Source organism: Noviherbaspirillum sp. (assembly GCF_035944575.1).
In the GTDB taxonomy this organism is placed as follows: domain Bacteria; phylum Pseudomonadota; class Gammaproteobacteria; order Burkholderiales; family Burkholderiaceae_D; genus Noviherbaspirillum.
The window spans coordinates 1-13,848 of sequence record NZ_DASZBA010000064.1 but is presented as its reverse complement, the minus strand read 5'-3'; the positions used below and the strand labels follow the sequence as shown (position 1 = coordinate 13,848).

General features: G+C 58.5%; 13 protein-coding genes. All 13 read right to left on the bottom strand.

What is annotated here, in order from left to right; translation table 11 throughout:
- Window positions 1-52 precede the first annotated feature (52 nt).
- Window positions 53-1,036, bottom strand: coding sequence for a methionyl-tRNA formyltransferase (locus VGU61_RS03640; protein WP_326857740.1), 984 nt, complete (start codon window positions 1,034-1,036; stop codon window positions 53-55).
- A 280-nt stretch (window positions 1,037-1,316) separates the two neighbouring features.
- Window positions 1,317-2,777 (bottom strand): sigma-54 dependent transcriptional regulator, encoded by a 1,461-nt coding sequence (locus VGU61_RS03635; RefSeq protein WP_326857739.1) that lies wholly within the window; start codon window positions 2,775-2,777, stop codon window positions 1,317-1,319.
- A gap of 325 nt (window positions 2,778-3,102) precedes the next feature.
- Window positions 3,103-3,786, bottom strand: a complete 684-nt coding sequence (gene trmB, locus VGU61_RS03630) for a tRNA (guanine(46)-N(7))-methyltransferase TrmB (protein WP_326857738.1) — start codon at window positions 3,784-3,786, stop codon at window positions 3,103-3,105.
- 388 nt (window positions 3,787-4,174) lie between these two features.
- Window positions 4,175-4,432 carry a BTH_I0359 family protein gene (locus tag VGU61_RS03625; RefSeq protein ID WP_326857737.1) on the bottom strand — a complete coding sequence of 86 codons (258 nt, stop codon included), beginning with the start codon at window positions 4,430-4,432 and terminating at the stop codon, window positions 4,175-4,177.
- 135 nt (window positions 4,433-4,567) lie between these two features.
- Window positions 4,568-4,942 (bottom strand): GTPase, encoded by a 375-nt coding sequence (locus VGU61_RS03620; RefSeq protein ID WP_326857736.1) that lies wholly within the window; start codon window positions 4,940-4,942, stop codon window positions 4,568-4,570.
- 59 nt (window positions 4,943-5,001) lie between these two features.
- Window positions 5,002-5,733 carry a response regulator gene (locus tag VGU61_RS03615; protein ID WP_326857735.1) on the bottom strand — a complete coding sequence of 244 codons (732 nt, stop codon included), beginning with the start codon at window positions 5,731-5,733 and terminating at the stop codon, window positions 5,002-5,004.
- Between the two features lie 453 nt (window positions 5,734-6,186).
- A complete protein-coding gene (locus VGU61_RS03610) occupies window positions 6,187-8,496 on the bottom strand; it encodes a sensor histidine kinase (RefSeq protein ID WP_326857734.1) in 2,310 nt (769 codons plus the stop codon).
- 2 nt (window positions 8,497-8,498) lie between these two features.
- Complete coding sequence (locus VGU61_RS03605; protein WP_326857733.1) at window positions 8,499-9,038, bottom strand: DUF4390 domain-containing protein; 540 nt, start codon at window positions 9,036-9,038, stop codon at window positions 8,499-8,501.
- A gap of 106 nt (window positions 9,039-9,144) precedes the next feature.
- Entirely contained in the window at window positions 9,145-10,467 is a 1,323-nt protein-coding gene (gene rsmB / locus VGU61_RS03600; protein ID WP_326857732.1) for a 16S rRNA (cytosine(967)-C(5))-methyltransferase RsmB, read from the bottom strand.
- A 7-nt stretch (window positions 10,468-10,474) separates the two neighbouring features.
- Window positions 10,475-11,128, bottom strand: coding sequence for a LysE family translocator (locus VGU61_RS03595; RefSeq protein ID WP_326857731.1), 654 nt, complete (start codon window positions 11,126-11,128; stop codon window positions 10,475-10,477).
- A 68-nt stretch (window positions 11,129-11,196) separates the two neighbouring features.
- On the bottom strand, window positions 11,197-12,045 hold the full coding sequence (locus tag VGU61_RS03590; protein WP_326857730.1) for a lysophospholipase: 849 nt from the start codon (window positions 12,043-12,045) through the stop codon (window positions 11,197-11,199).
- Window positions 12,033-12,377 (bottom strand): DUF1840 domain-containing protein, encoded by a 345-nt coding sequence (locus VGU61_RS03585; RefSeq protein WP_326857729.1) that lies wholly within the window; start codon window positions 12,375-12,377, stop codon window positions 12,033-12,035. Before VGU61_RS03585 ends, VGU61_RS03590 begins: the two co-directional genes overlap by 13 nt.
- 74 nt (window positions 12,378-12,451) lie before the next feature.
- Window positions 12,452-13,705, bottom strand: coding sequence for an MFS transporter (locus VGU61_RS03580; RefSeq protein ID WP_326857728.1), 1,254 nt, complete (start codon window positions 13,703-13,705; stop codon window positions 12,452-12,454).
- Between the last annotated feature and the right edge of the window lie 143 nt (window positions 13,706-13,848).

Sequence of the window (13,848 nt, the reverse complement as noted above, 5' to 3'; positions counted from 1 at the left end):
CTGCAAATGCATAATTCTCACACCGTATAGCGACAAGGTCAGGCTGCTGTCGTTATAGCTTGCGATATATGAATTTCAGGAAGTTCGACGTTTTGAATTCTGTTTCCAGGCGAACGACACCGTCCTTGCAAACAAGATAGTGCCCGTGCCGGTCTTTTTCTATCGCACCAAGCCGTCGGCTGGCGGTGCGCTTTCTTTCGTATTCAAGCACCGTCCAATCCTGACCGGGCGCGAATCCGGGTGGCGGACCGATGACGTCGTTGATCCAACTGTCCGCGCCACGAAGAAAGTGCCACACCCGCTCAACCGGCCAAGATTGCCAGTCGATTGCCGTCCTATACTCTTCCGATTTTACCCGCCGTGCCCGCACCGTCGGGCTTTCCTTAGGTTGCCTTGTGCGAGGCAACGGGCTTCCATCCGCTAATGTTTGCAATGCATTCAGAACCAGCTGTATTCCATGCTTTTTTATCGCCGTGTCGTGCATTTCCCGGTAACTCATGCCGGGATTAATTGCGAACGACGCTTGGTAAACGATGTCCCCGGTGTCTTCGCCCGCATCGAGATAGTGCAGCGTGACACCACCCGAAGTCTCGGTGTTGTAGTACATCCAGAAGATGGGATTGGGCCCCCGATAGGCGGGTAATTTGGACGGATGGAGATTCAATGTGCCGAACCTCGGTATTTCCAGTATGGAAGCAGGCAGCAAATGGGACATCGAATGTACAACGAGGACATCACATTGCTGTTCTTTCAACCGCTCGCCCAAGCTCGGCAGGTTCTCTTTGGAAAGAGAAAAATAGGGAAGATTTCGCGCCTTTGCATAATATTCAAGCGAATCGCGAAAACGAACACGGCGATAAATCCGTTCCGCAGTTCGCCTTGGCATCGAGGTACTACGCTGGGGTCGCGGTGCAGACTCGACAATTGATACCAGCTTGACCCGCGGTTCCGCATACAGAGGCGCTACGATCGGGGAGAGTCCATGGGTTATCAAACATACGCGCAAAGCATTTGCGTCGGTGTGCTGGGCTTGCATAGGCGTTCAGGACGAAAGGGGAAACCAACAATCTGCCGGGATCGGCACCGTTTTTCCATTCGGACAGCAACCTGCTACTTTATGCCGACTTCAATATACGGCAGCTTCACTATTTGATTGTCGGGCATGACGGATCGAGGCATATCAAGATTCGCATTCTGTTTGCAGGTTCGGGTTTTGCCTGAGGTGGCATGGCAAGATTTTTCCTGCGGGTTTGCCCTTATATGCCTCGGGCGCACTGTCGTGCTTCATGTACTTTCTGCACATCATTGGAACAAGATTAGCGTGCACGTTCGCTTGCCCTTGCTTCCAAATTTACCAATACGCGTCGTCGGACAGCCGGTGGCGAAGAGGCGCATGCCGATGCCTCGGTGCGTATGTCGTACTTTTCCATGAGCCGATACAACGTCACGCGGGATACGCCAAGCAAGGATGCCGCGCGAGATATCTGATTTCGCGCCTGCGACAGTGCGCGCCGGATCGCCGTGCTTTCTGCGAGCGCACGCGCGTCTTCGAGGGAAACAATCTGTGACTGTTCCATCTGGTTTTCGAAGCCCAGATCGGATGGCTGTATGAAGCGACCTTCTGCCATCACGGTTGCACGCTGTACGCGATTGACTAGTTCACGCACGTTGCCTGGCCAGCTATGGCTGAGCATTGCGTTCATCGCCGCCTTGGAAAAGCCACGCAGGCTGCGATTGTGGACTTTTGCGAATCGGGTGAAATAATGTTTGGCGATGTCTTCAATATCCTGGCCGCGATCAGCCAGCGGCGGCGTTTCAAGACAAATGACGTTGATCCGGTAATACAAGTCCTCTCGAAAAGCGCCCTGTCTGACCGCTTCCGCAAGATCAATGTGGGTGGCCGCAATAATACGAACATCGATACCGATGGAGTCCGTGCCGCCGACACGCTCGATGGTTTTTTCTTGCAGAAAGCGCAGCAGGTTGACTTGCATATCGAACGGCATATCGCCGATTTCATCCAGAAACAGCGTGCCGCCTTGAGCTGCCTCAATCCGGCCTATCTTGCGCTGGCTGGCGCCGGTGAATGCGCCTTTTTCATAGCCAAACAGCTCCGACTGAAACAATTGCGGCGCAATAGCACCGCAATTTACCGCAACGAATGGTGCCGCGGCGCGTGCTGACTGGCGGTGAATCGACAGCGCGGCGATTTCTTTGCCGGTGCCTGACGGACCCGTGATCAGCACCGACGCTTCAGTGCGTGCGACTTTCTGGATCTGATTGAACAGTCGTTGCATCTGTGGCGAGTTGCCGACCATCGACAGCCCATCGCTTGCTTGCGCGCGTTCCTGCAATCCGGTATGGCCGTCGCGTATGACTGCCATCCCCCATGCATGGCGAAGGGTAAGAATGATGTGGTCCGGGTCAGCTGGCGTGGTGATGAAGTTGAACAGATGTTCGCCGATGAACTCACGCATGCGCGGCGTCGAGATCAGTCCCTGGGCCACCAGACCGACCCAGGCAATCTGGTTGTTGTTGACCAGCGATTCGTATTTGTCGAGTTGCGACAGTTCTGCGTGTTCGTCGATAATCAGCAGACCGACACGGCAGCCGTTGGCCATTGCCCTGTATGCGGCGTCGTGTGTGTTGCACTCAACCAGTGTCAAGCCGTGATTTCTGAGAATGTGGGAATACGCACAGCGTGATTCAACAGGACTTGACGGACGCAGAACCATGACTGTCTGGTTGGTTGATGCTGAATCCGAGATATGAAGCATTGCCTGATACCTCTATCGTGTTATGCATTAACCGGATTCAAGGGCTCTTGCCGCGGTAACGAGACCGCATTGATCGAAGAGTTTGATTCCGGTGTGTGATTGTTCGTGGATGCGGACAGGATGAAAAATCATATGGCCCAAATTGAATGATCAATCAGAGTACTGTCTTTCGGCGGCGATCACAATGCCATAAACATGGGAATTCCACGCCATTCGCGGGGAAGTGCGGGAGGCTTTGTGCTGCGTCAAGAAAGGATTTTTAGTGCGATGAAAGCGTTGTATTCCATACGCATTTCATGTCATTCATCTTTGTTACCGCCACGATTCAACGATGTTCGCGCAGGTTCAAGTCCGCAATGCAACGCCACAGCGAATGCCGCGAGGCCAGGTATTTTTGTTCGAAAGGCGTGATCGGTTCAGCGGTGTGGAAGGCTTCGCATAGGACATCGAGCCCAGTCACCTGATGGATGGCGCTCGACATTTCCTCGATATAAATCCGCCAGTTGCTTCGGCATTCCAGTATGCCGCCCAACGCCAGAACGGTGGGAAAGACTGCATGCCCATGCCAGCGTCGCCCAAGATGGCCGATCTTCGGCCACGGATTCGGATACAGCAAATAATGCCTTGCGGGATGCATTTCCGCTTCCAGCATGAGCCGCCAGAAATCCACGAGATCGGCCCGCACCAGCAGGCAGTTATTCAAAGTCGCCCCGGTTGAATGCGTATTTCTCGCCAGCCGGTCGGCGGACTGATCGACACCGATTACAAAATGATCCGGAAACTGCAATGCCAGATTGCGGGTAGACATGCCAACGCCGCATCCGGCATCCAGGATCAGCGGCATGGCGCCTGCGGTTTTCCATGCGGCTACGCTGCCGTCGAATGCGGCGCGGTTGAAGTCCATGATCGGTTTTCGGAACATGCTCGTTGCATGCCGTTCGACGACCGCGCTTAACTGGCGGTGTGCCGCGGTCTGGGTGCTGGTGATGTGACGAGAGTTGCCATGCATGCTGGCGGCTTTTTCAATTTGTCTGTACGGAATGCATCACTTCATTGCCGCGGTGATTGCGTTATTGGGAATGAATGTACCCATATTTACATCCGCTCACGGCGTATCGCCCTGTTCAACTCTGTTGGGGCAGCGTTGCTGCGGACGACATGATGCCATACCTTGTACGGTATTCAGCACAAAGAGTAACGCTGGAAAATTGATGTGCGCTCGCCTGCAAACGACGAACCGGCGGAAAAGGACGCGGGCATTGAACAACACGATCATGCATGTCAATGCATTTCGCTTGCTGCCGCATGATCCGGGACAGAAAGTCCGGGTTGAAAACAACTTGCTCCGGTGAAGGAGCAAGTGTCAATTCAAACAGACTTCAGACAGCGCGGTGGGACTAGTGAAGAATCATCGGCTGACGCATGAGCGCATCGTACTTGCCGAGATAGGTGTCGATTTCTTCTACTGTCGGTTCGGTGGCGATAAGGTTTTCGACTTCCTCCCTGAAGGACCTGGCCAGCGTTCCACCGATAAAGATCTCGCGCTTGCCAGACTTGTCCATGATTTCATAGCCGCCAAAACGTAGCGCTTCGCGGTCATCGTCCGCGCCAAACTCCACCACGCTGTACTGCTCGCTGTTGTAGATTAAGTTCATCTTGCGCTCCTTGTGCAACCTACGTTTACTGAAAACCCGTTCACTCTGATGCAAAAATGGGGCCAAGTAAAACCGTTTCAAGACACCGCTGTAAAAATCGACTTGCCTCCTGGAACAATGTTCGTCTTGTAGTGTTCAACGGTTGCCGATGTCGATGTCTTTAGTCAATTCAAGAAAGCTGTCGTATGGAGTTTGTGTCAAAAAATGGCGTATCTGTTCCAGATGTGCAGCGTTGGCGAGTCCGATATATAAACGCATCGGCCGCTTGCGCAGAATACGGTTCAATGTAACACGCATTGTCAGGTTACCGGTACAACACATGCAACCCGGCGCAACACGTGCAATAACTACAGAGGGAAGGTCAGGAATGACAGCGAGCGACGAAGTGCCGCTCGGTAATCCTTCAAGTATCAGGGCGGTGTCGATCGACGGATCGAGGGCTTCGGCAATCGCGGCTTCACGATCGGCGGCGTGGCCGCCGGTCACGAGCGTGGTAAGCGTTAAAGCCACGCGCGTATCAGGCTGTGTTTGATAAGCTGCTCCGCAGTACGGCGCTTACCGGACAAGCCTTACCCCTTTCTGGCAAGCCTGCCCGGTTCGACACCGAGCTGCTTGAGTTTGCGGTAAAGATGCGTGCGTTCCAGGCCGGTTCGTTCCGCGACCCGTGTCATGCTCCCGCCTTCACGATTGAGATGATGCTCGAAGTAGGCGCGTTCGAACGCGTCGCGCGCTTCCCGCAGCGGCAGATCGAAAGACAAGATGAAGCCCGGCGTCTCGGGTTGCGGCGGCGACATCACGGATACATGCGGCGCCATGGCGGAAACAGCGGAGACCTGCGTCGTAAAGGCGGCGACATGCACGGATGACGGTTCTTCATGCGCGACCGGTGCGGGACGGGAAGTATGCGCGCTGTAAAGTACCGGCCGGGCAACTTCCTGGTTGCGCGTGAGTCCCTGTTGAACGGCTTTCAGAAGCTTTTGCAAGGCAATCGGCTTTTCGAGAAAGTTCAGCGCGCCGATGCGGGTCGCCTCGACTGCGGTGTCAATGGTCGCGTGTCCGGACATCATGATGACCGGCATGGTAAGCAGGCCGTCGCGCTGCCATTCCTTGAGCAAGGTGACGCCGTCGGTATCCGGCATCCAAATGTCAAGGAGGACCAGGTCGGGAGCCCCGGCTGCGCGTATTTCCCTTGCCTGCCGCGCATTTTCTGCGGTGGTCACCACATGTCCTTCGTCCCCCAGGATCTCGGAGAGCAACTCGCGGATGCCCATTTCATCGTCGACTACCAGAATATTTGCCATTTGCGTGCCTTCTTTGCTGCCAATGTCGCTGTCAATTGTCGCTCAGTCGAGGTGGCTAAACCTTAAAACGGAGCGGGATATTTGTAAGAGTGTGTTATCAGAGCGGTTCCCAGAAACAGGCAAGGGGGCGATCCCGGATCTGCGATGCTCGCCGTACCATTTGTACGGCTGCGCTTCTCAGCCCGATCCCGACTACTTTTCACATTCCTGAAAACCACTCCAACGGAGCGGTTTTGCCTATGTCAGATCGCTTCCAGACCTTCTGCATACCATGGCATCGCCTTCTGCTCTCGGGCATGAAATCGCATCCATCACATATGCCTGAATAACGCTTTCAATAACGTCATGCAATCAACGCCATCGTCATCGTCAGGGGGCTACACGCAGGATGATCCATTGAGTATTGCCTGCCAGAAAAGTTCGACGCTGATTCCCTCAAACACCAGTTTTATTTTATGCCGGGGCTAACTTTAGCAGCAAAATTGCCACTTTTGCACCATTACCGTCGGCGCGGTTTTGAATATCTACCCTGCCACCATGCTCATCGATAATCTTTTTCACCATGGCCAGCCCAAGACCTGTCCCTTTGGGCTTGGACGTGACATACGGCTCAAATGCCCGCGCCAGGATCTTGGATGAGAAACCGGGGCCGTTATCGACGATCGTGAGCCGGACGGCAACATGCCTGCTGCCATCAGAGCCGTCGTAGGGAATGGCTTCAGTCCGGACATCGATGTGCGGCGCATGACCGTCGCCGGATTTATCGTCTGCGGCGTCCTGCGCGTTCTGCAGCAGGTTATGGATGACTTGCCTGAGCTGGGTGGCGTCGCCCATCACCCGGGGCAATGCCGGCGCAAGCGACGTTTTGATGATGTCTCGGTCGTCGCCGCTCAGGTACAGGTGCAGGATTTCCTCGACCAGCGCATTCAGGTCGAGCGGCTCGAGCACCGCTGGCGGTGTCTTGGCGTAATCGCGGAAATCGTCCACCATGCGTTTCATCGCCGACACCTGATTGACAATCGTGCCGGTTCCCTTCGTCAGCATGGCGGCGTCCTGCGGCGACAGCTTGCTTTCCAGTTTCATCTGCAGCCGTTCGGCCGACAACTGGATCGGCGTCAGCGGATTTTTGATCTCATGTGCGAGGCGGCGCGCAACTTCGCCCCAGGCGATCGAGCGCTGCGCCGAGATCACGTCGGAAATGTCGTCGAATACCACGACATAGCCGGTGCCTGCCGCAACCGGCAGATGCGAGCCGCGCGCCAGCAGCGTGATGCCGCTGTCATCATCCGGGCCGGCATCCTTGCGCGGCACTTCGATCTGCTGTTGCCAGTGTCCACTCAGGCCGGAATCCGCCGAGGCGGACTGCGCGCTCTGTTCGGAAAAGGCCTTGGTGAATGCGTTCGCCAACGGCTCAAGGCCGCCGATGGACGACAGCGGCTGGCCGATGTGCGCGTCGAAGTTGTGTCGCAGAATGCGCTCGACCGATTCGTTGCATGTAACCAGCCGGAAGTGCTTGTCCAGGACCATCACGCCGGCCGACATGTTGGCCAGCACGGATTCCAGATATGCCTTCGCGTTCTCCAGCTCGGCGCGGTTCTTCTCGACCGAGGCGCGGGCTTCCGACAACTGGCGTGTCATGGTGTTGAAGGACTGCGTCAGCGTGCCGAGTTCGTCGGAAGTGGTGACGATGGGGCGCGGCGACAGGTTGCCCTCGGCCACCGCCTTGGTGCCTTCCGCCAGCAGCAGAAGCGGCTTGGCCAGATCGCCGGCGATCAGGAAGGCGCCGGTGATGGCGCCGAAGATCGCCAGCAGCAGCGTGAGGGTCAATGTCGTGATGTAGATCTTGCGCAGGCCGGTACGCGCCAGAGCCCGTTCCTGGTATTCGCTGTAGGCGGCGCGCAGCGCCTCGGCATTGGCGGCGAGGCTGGGCGGTACGGGTTGCGTCAATTGCAGGTAGTAGGTGTCGGCTTGCAGCGACATGCCGCTGCCGGAATTCGGTATCGCTACCACTGTCCGCAGGCGCAGCTCGTTTTGAGCACTTGGCGCTTTCGTGCTTGCGCCCGGCGTCATGGTGGCACCGGCAAGCGTGTCCCGGGACGTGCTTGGAGGATCAACTCCGCCTTCAATTGCCGCATAGCCCCGCGTCATGCGCGCCTGCCTGAGCATCGCCGGAGTGGGCAAGTCCGGAACCAGGCTGCCGTAGCGCCCGCCGACGGTTGCGACGATCTGACCGCCAGAGGTGATGATGGTGGCTTCCTGTTGCTGGCCCGGATCACGCAAGCGTGACAATTGCGTGACGAGTTCCGACTCCGACATTTCCGAAAGCTCGAGCGCGATATTGCGCGCCTTCGCACTCAGGTCGGTCAGCGATGCATCGAGCGCCGTGCGTCCGAGATTCAATCCCGACTCCAGCGCCGACTCCACCCGGACGTTGAACCACGACTCGATCGAGCGCGACACGAACTGCACCGACACGACATAGATGATCAGTCCGGGCAAGATGCCGATGATGGCAAAAAGAAGCACCAGCCGCGCCATCAGGCGCGAGCCGAATGCGCCGCGCTTGTAGCGGCGGTACAGCCGCGCCAGCAGCAGCGTGACCAGTCCCAGCAAGGCCACCGCCATGGCTGCATTCAGTCCGAGCAGCCAGGGATAGTTCTTGTCGAAGAACGCTGAATTCTCAGCCGCGGAGGCCAGCAGGAACAGCAGGATGCTGCCCAGCGCGCCGCCGACCACCAGGAAATATCGAAAATGCCTTGGCACGGCTATTCCGCCTTGAAATTGAACTGTTTCCAGTCAGAAGAGAAACGCCAGTCGCTGCTGTTGATTGCGTGCACCTGAAAAGGCTTGGGCAGGCGCGCGACATCGAGCCCCATGCGCACCGCGACATTGTAGACCTCGCCGGGCTTGAGCACCCCCCGGTCGGCGATCAGCCAGCGGCCCGGGCGTTTTACCAGCGACAGCGCTTCCTCGAGCGTATTGAAGCTCTGATGCAGGCCGTCGCTGATGGCGGCATGATATTGCTGTGTCAACAGGTTGTAGGAAATGCGTACCGTCCGCGATGCGGTGATCGCTTTTTCATCGAACCAGTACCAGCGCGGCCGTGTCAGTTCGACTTCAGTGGTGAAATAGAGCGGGAAGCCGCGCATGATCGCGTCCTCCAGCGTGCGCGGCAATTCGAATGCGAAGCTGATGCCAAGCTTGTAACCTTCGTCGGCATTTTCCAAGCTCACCCGGCTGATCTCGATTTCCGCCGCACGCGCCGGTACCGGCCCCAGGAAAGCGGCAAGGAACAGCAAGGTCATGAACCGGCAGATCAATGAATGAAAGAATCGACGTGTCACTCGAGTGGTGGGCCGGCGCATGAGGGAAATCATCGCCTCCGCCCTGAAATTGTTTGAGGGGATACTATCACGCGGCCTTTTCGAACAGAGCGTAAAACAAACCGTCGTGATCTTGCTCAGCGCCCGACGCGGGCAGCAACTGGCCGGGCGCAGGCAGGCGCAACGCCTTGGTGCGGGACGCGAAAGCGGCGGCTTGCATTTCCGACTCCTGCGGCCAGAGCGAGCAAGTCACAAACAGGAATTTACCACCCGGTCGAAGCATCTGCCACAGGTTGTCGAGAATCCGCCCGGACATGGTTGCCAGTTGCATTGCATCGCCTTTCCGGCGCAGCCAGCGTATATCCGGATGCCGGCGCATGATGCCCGACGCGGTGCAAGGAACGTCCGCCAGGATACGGTCAAACGGCTGCTTGTCCCACCAGTCCGCATCGGCCGCATCGCCGGCCCGGAGATCGGCCTGCAATCCGAGCCTGAGCAGATTGTCTTTAATCCGCAACAATCGCTGCGCGTCGTTGTCGAGCGCCGTCAGTGCGACGTCGGCGCATTCCAGTATGTGGCCGGTCTTGCCGCCGGGCGCGGCGCAAGCGTCCAGCACCCGCATGCCATCGTGCAGATCCAGCAACGGTGCGGCTAGTTGGGCCGCTGCATCCTGTACGGATACCAGTCCGTCCGAGAACCCGGGAATGCGCGAGACCGGGACCGGTTGCGCAAGGCGCACCGCATCCGGTCCGATCCGGTCGGCGGGCATGCCGGCCGCGGCCAGGGTGTGCAGATAGCCCGCAGTGTCGGTACGGCGGCGATTGACCCGCAATGTCAATGGTGGTGCGCTGTTGCCGGCGTTCAGGATGGCTTGCCATTGCTGCGGATAGGCGGCCTTCGTTGCGCCGATCCACCAGTCGGGATAATTCCAGCGCGCCTGCGGTTCCTTCAGGACCAGTGCCAGCAGGCTGTCGCGTTCGCGCAGGAAGCGCCGCAGTACCGCGTTCACCATGCCTTTCGCATGCGCGGTATCGGGACCGGATGCGGCAGCGTGCACCGCCTGGTTGACCACGGTGAACGCCTCATAGGGCATATCGGCGGCTTCGTCGTCGGCATTTGAAATCAGTCCGAGGGCGCAGCACAGCAAGCCGTGCAGCAGGGGCGGCGATGGCGCCTTGTTCGCCAGCCTTGCCAGCAGCGCTTCGGCCCTGCCGAGCGTGCGCATGCTGCGGTAGGCGATGTCCTGGATCGCGCCGCGCGCCGCTGCGGGCGGGGCGAGGTCGTCGAAGATGGCGGCCAATGCCTGCGGCAGGGCGGTGCCGGCACGGACCCGGACCACGGCGTGCGCCGCGCCCACGAGTGCATAGGCGAGCGAATCCGGTTTCAGTTGAGGAAGTGACGGTTTGGACAAGGAAAGATCAATTCTTGGTGAGCATGAGTTTTGCGCCCAGCGCGACGAAGGCGGCGCCGACGCCGCGTTCGAGCCACAACCTGACGTGGGGACTGCGTCCGGCGCGACGCGCCAGCGTGCCTGCCAGCAGCGCGGTGCCACTGTTCCAGCACATGCTGATGGCCGCGAACGCCAGGCCGAGAACGAGGAAGGCGATGGTCTTCTGCGACGAGTCGCCCTGCACGAACTGCGGGATGAAAGCGAGGAAGAAGAGAATGACTTTCGGATTCAGCACATTGGTGATCATCGCCTGCCAGAAAATCGTGGCCGGCGCGCGATTATCGCGAAGCGCGGCCGCGCTTGCGCCGTCGGCGCCGGTGTCAGCGGCCGGCTTGACCATCAGCATGCGGATGCCGAGATAGATCAGATAGGCGCCGCCGGCCAGCTTGATGACGAGGAATGCGGCGGATGACGCGGCGAGGATGGCGCTCAGTCCCAGCGCCGAAGCAAGCGCATGCACACAGCAGCCGACGGAGATGCCGAGCGCCGACATGATGCCGGCGGCGCGCCCCTGCGCGATGCTGCGCCCCACGATATAGGCCGTGTCGGGGCCTGGCGTGGCGTTCAGCAGCAGCACGGCGGCGCAAAAGAGGCCAAAATCGGAAATGCCGAGAAAATTCATGGTAGATGTGCAACGGTCCGGACGGGCGATGATACCCGTGATTGTAGCCGCAGTCCGGCCACGGTCGCTCAGGAGCGAAGCATGCTCATCCAGTTGCGCATGTCGTCGAACACCTGTTGCGCACCAGTTTCATTCAATAACTCGTGGTAAAAATTCGGATAGCGGCGGAAGGTGCCGATGCCGGATGGAAGCCGTGCAAAAAACGCATCACTGCCCGATGCATCGACCAGCCGATCATCCCCGGCGACGACCATCAGCGTCGGGATGGCAAGCGTCGGAGCATGTGCATGGGCAAAATCGATAGCCGACAGCATGGCGGTCAACAGGCGGGCACTGATCTTTGGATGGACTAGCGGGTCATTCCTGTAGGCCGCCTCGACGGCGGGATCATGGGAGAGATATCGGGTTTGCAAGCCGTTCGGCACGCCGAAACCGGGCGATGCGGCGCGCAGTACGCCAAGCAATATTTTTTGCGGCCCCGACAACGGCAATGCCAGTGCGGGAGAGGATAGGATAAGCGCCCGCAACGGTGACAGGCCGGCGATGGCAAAACGTGTCGCGAAGAGTCCGCCCATGCTATGACCAAACAGCATCGGCGGCGCATCGAATTGCCGCGCGAAATCATCGATCACGACTTTGGCATCGCGCACCAGTGCCTCGTTGTCCGGCACATCGCCGCGAGCGCCGCCGGAGCGGCCATGGCCACGGTGATCATAACTGCGCACCGACCAGCCGTTGTCATTGAAGAACTTTGCGACATGCGGATAGCGGCCGCAATGCTCGCCGAGTCCATGCATCAACACAACGCCGCGGCCGTTTCGTTGAGGGCCGTCGACCGGCCAGTCCACCACCTGAAGCGGCGTTCCGTCCGTGGCGCTCAGCCTGCGCTCGACCGGCGACGTCACTAAACGCCCCACATCACGTCATATCCGCCTCGCTGCGCCGCGCGCAGCATTTCAAGGAGCGGATAGGCGCGTGTGGCAAAGGTCACGACCTGGATTTGTTCATGTTCGTTGTCGTCGCCTTTTTCGTTGTGATGCATTTCAATATCGTGTTCGACTTCCTCGGACGCCGGGTGCTTGCGGCTCTCGGCGATTTCTTCCTCGAGTCTTGCCACCGCATGCGGTGCTTCCGCGGCGGTAATGATGCCCATCTTCACATCCTTGTGCAGCAAGTCGAGGATGCGTTTGGCATGTGCTTCATACATCAGGACTTCCGCAGCGGCCTTGGATTTGAATCTCACTAGCATGGCGCCTCCATGGTTGTTTAATATATTAACCATAGCACACGACTCAACTAACGGCCGTAGACGGGCCTCAATCGTCACGCCTGCCGCGGCTGGGAGCGATTGGCGATGAACCCGATGAGGGTTGCAATCTGCAACAGCAGGCAAATACCGAATGCCCCACGCATGGCATCCGCAGGGGCGGCGCCTGTTGCCTGCAGTAAATCAATCAAGAGCCCGACACCCCATTGCATGATGAAGGCACCGACGAACAGCAGGAAATTGAATGCGCTATTGGCACGGCCCGCCAGCGCGGACGGAAAGGAAAGGCTGACACTTGTCTGCACCAGCGTCGTCACGGTAACGAAAAAGGCAAACGGCAGCCACAGCATCCATGCCCATGGCGCAGTAATGAATACGATGGCGGCTTGCGTCAGCACCGTGCCGATCAGTCCGACGATGATGGCACGGATGACAGGCCAGCCACGGCTGCCGTCCTGCGACACTTTGCGCGGCGCCCACCATGCAAGGCATAGATAAGTCAGCATCAGGCAAAAATTGAAGATGAAGAGGATCTGGGCCGTCTGATCCTTGTCCATGCCGAGCACCGTATTCATCCAGGGGCCGGCCCAGAGTGTCTGCAGTGCAATGAAGCTGCCATGATTGATCACGCCGAGGACGGCGACGCGCCGGAAGTACGGATGGCGAAAAACCTGCAAATATCCCGGCGTCTCCGCTTTCGCACCAGACGCAGTCGGCGTTTGCGGGATGGCGTACGATATTTCCACCTTTCTGAGCAGAAAGAAAATTGCCGCGGCGCAGAGCAGGATCATCCCGCTCATGATCCAGAACACGCCGCGCCAGCCGATCGATGGCAAAGCCGCATTAACAGGCACCGTCGACGCCAATGCGCCCGACGTGCCCGCCACCAGCATCCAACTGGCGAGCTGCGCCTGCCTTTCCGGCGCGAACCATTGCCGATATGCCTTGTAGGGCGCCATCAGGCAGGCTGATACACCGATGCCGATCAACGCACGGCCAAGCCACAGTCCCGATAACGAGTCGCTGACCGCAAACAATGCCGCCCCTGCGGCGGCGAAGATCAGCAGCGCGGTCTCGGTGCGGCGCGGCCCGTATTTATCGAGCCAGATGCCAAGCGGGAGCTGCAGCGCGGCAAAGGTCAGGAAATAAGCCGACGACAGCAGGCCGAGGTCGGCGGCGGACAAGCCGACGTCATCCATCAACGCCGGCGCAATCACCGCGTTGATCGAGCGGAATGCATATGACAGAAAGTAGGCGCTGGCGAAGCAGAGAAAGACGCGCACCGCCAGTGCGCCGCTCAGGAACTGCATATCAGTTCTTGAAGGAACCGAAAAACATCTCCGCCGCGTCGCGCGACATCGATTTTTCCTTGCCCGTCATCACGACCTGGAAGATGCGGTTGCCCTTCGACAGGAAGCGGGCATACAGCAACCGGGGCTCACCGCCCGCGGCT

Coding starts and splice junctions, on each gene's coding strand:
- VGU61_RS03640 (WP_326857740.1), bottom strand. CDS start 1,036: ATGCAAGCCCAGCACACCGACGCAAATGCTTTGCGCGTATGTTTGATA.
- VGU61_RS03635 (WP_326857739.1), bottom strand. CDS start 2,777: ATGCTTCATATCTCGGATTCAGCATCAACCAACCAGACAGTCATGGTT.
- trmB (WP_326857738.1), bottom strand. CDS start 3,786: ATGCATGGCAACTCTCGTCACATCACCAGCACCCAGACCGCGGCACAC.
- VGU61_RS03625 (WP_326857737.1), bottom strand. CDS start 4,432: ATGAACTTAATCTACAACAGCGAGCAGTACAGCGTGGTGGAGTTTGGC.
- VGU61_RS03615 (WP_326857735.1), bottom strand. CDS start 5,733: ATGGCAAATATTCTGGTAGTCGACGATGAAATGGGCATCCGCGAGTTG.
- VGU61_RS03605 (WP_326857733.1), bottom strand. CDS start 9,038: ATGACCTTGCTGTTCCTTGCCGCTTTCCTGGGGCCGGTACCGGCGCGT.
- VGU61_RS03595 (WP_326857731.1), bottom strand. CDS start 11,128: ATGAATTTTCTCGGCATTTCCGATTTTGGCCTCTTTTGCGCCGCCGTG.
- VGU61_RS03585 (WP_326857729.1), bottom strand. CDS start 12,377: ATGCTAGTGAGATTCAAATCCAAGGCCGCTGCGGAAGTCCTGATGTAT.
- VGU61_RS03580 (WP_326857728.1), bottom strand. CDS start 13,705: ATGCAGTTCCTGAGCGGCGCACTGGCGGTGCGCGTCTTTCTCTGCTTC.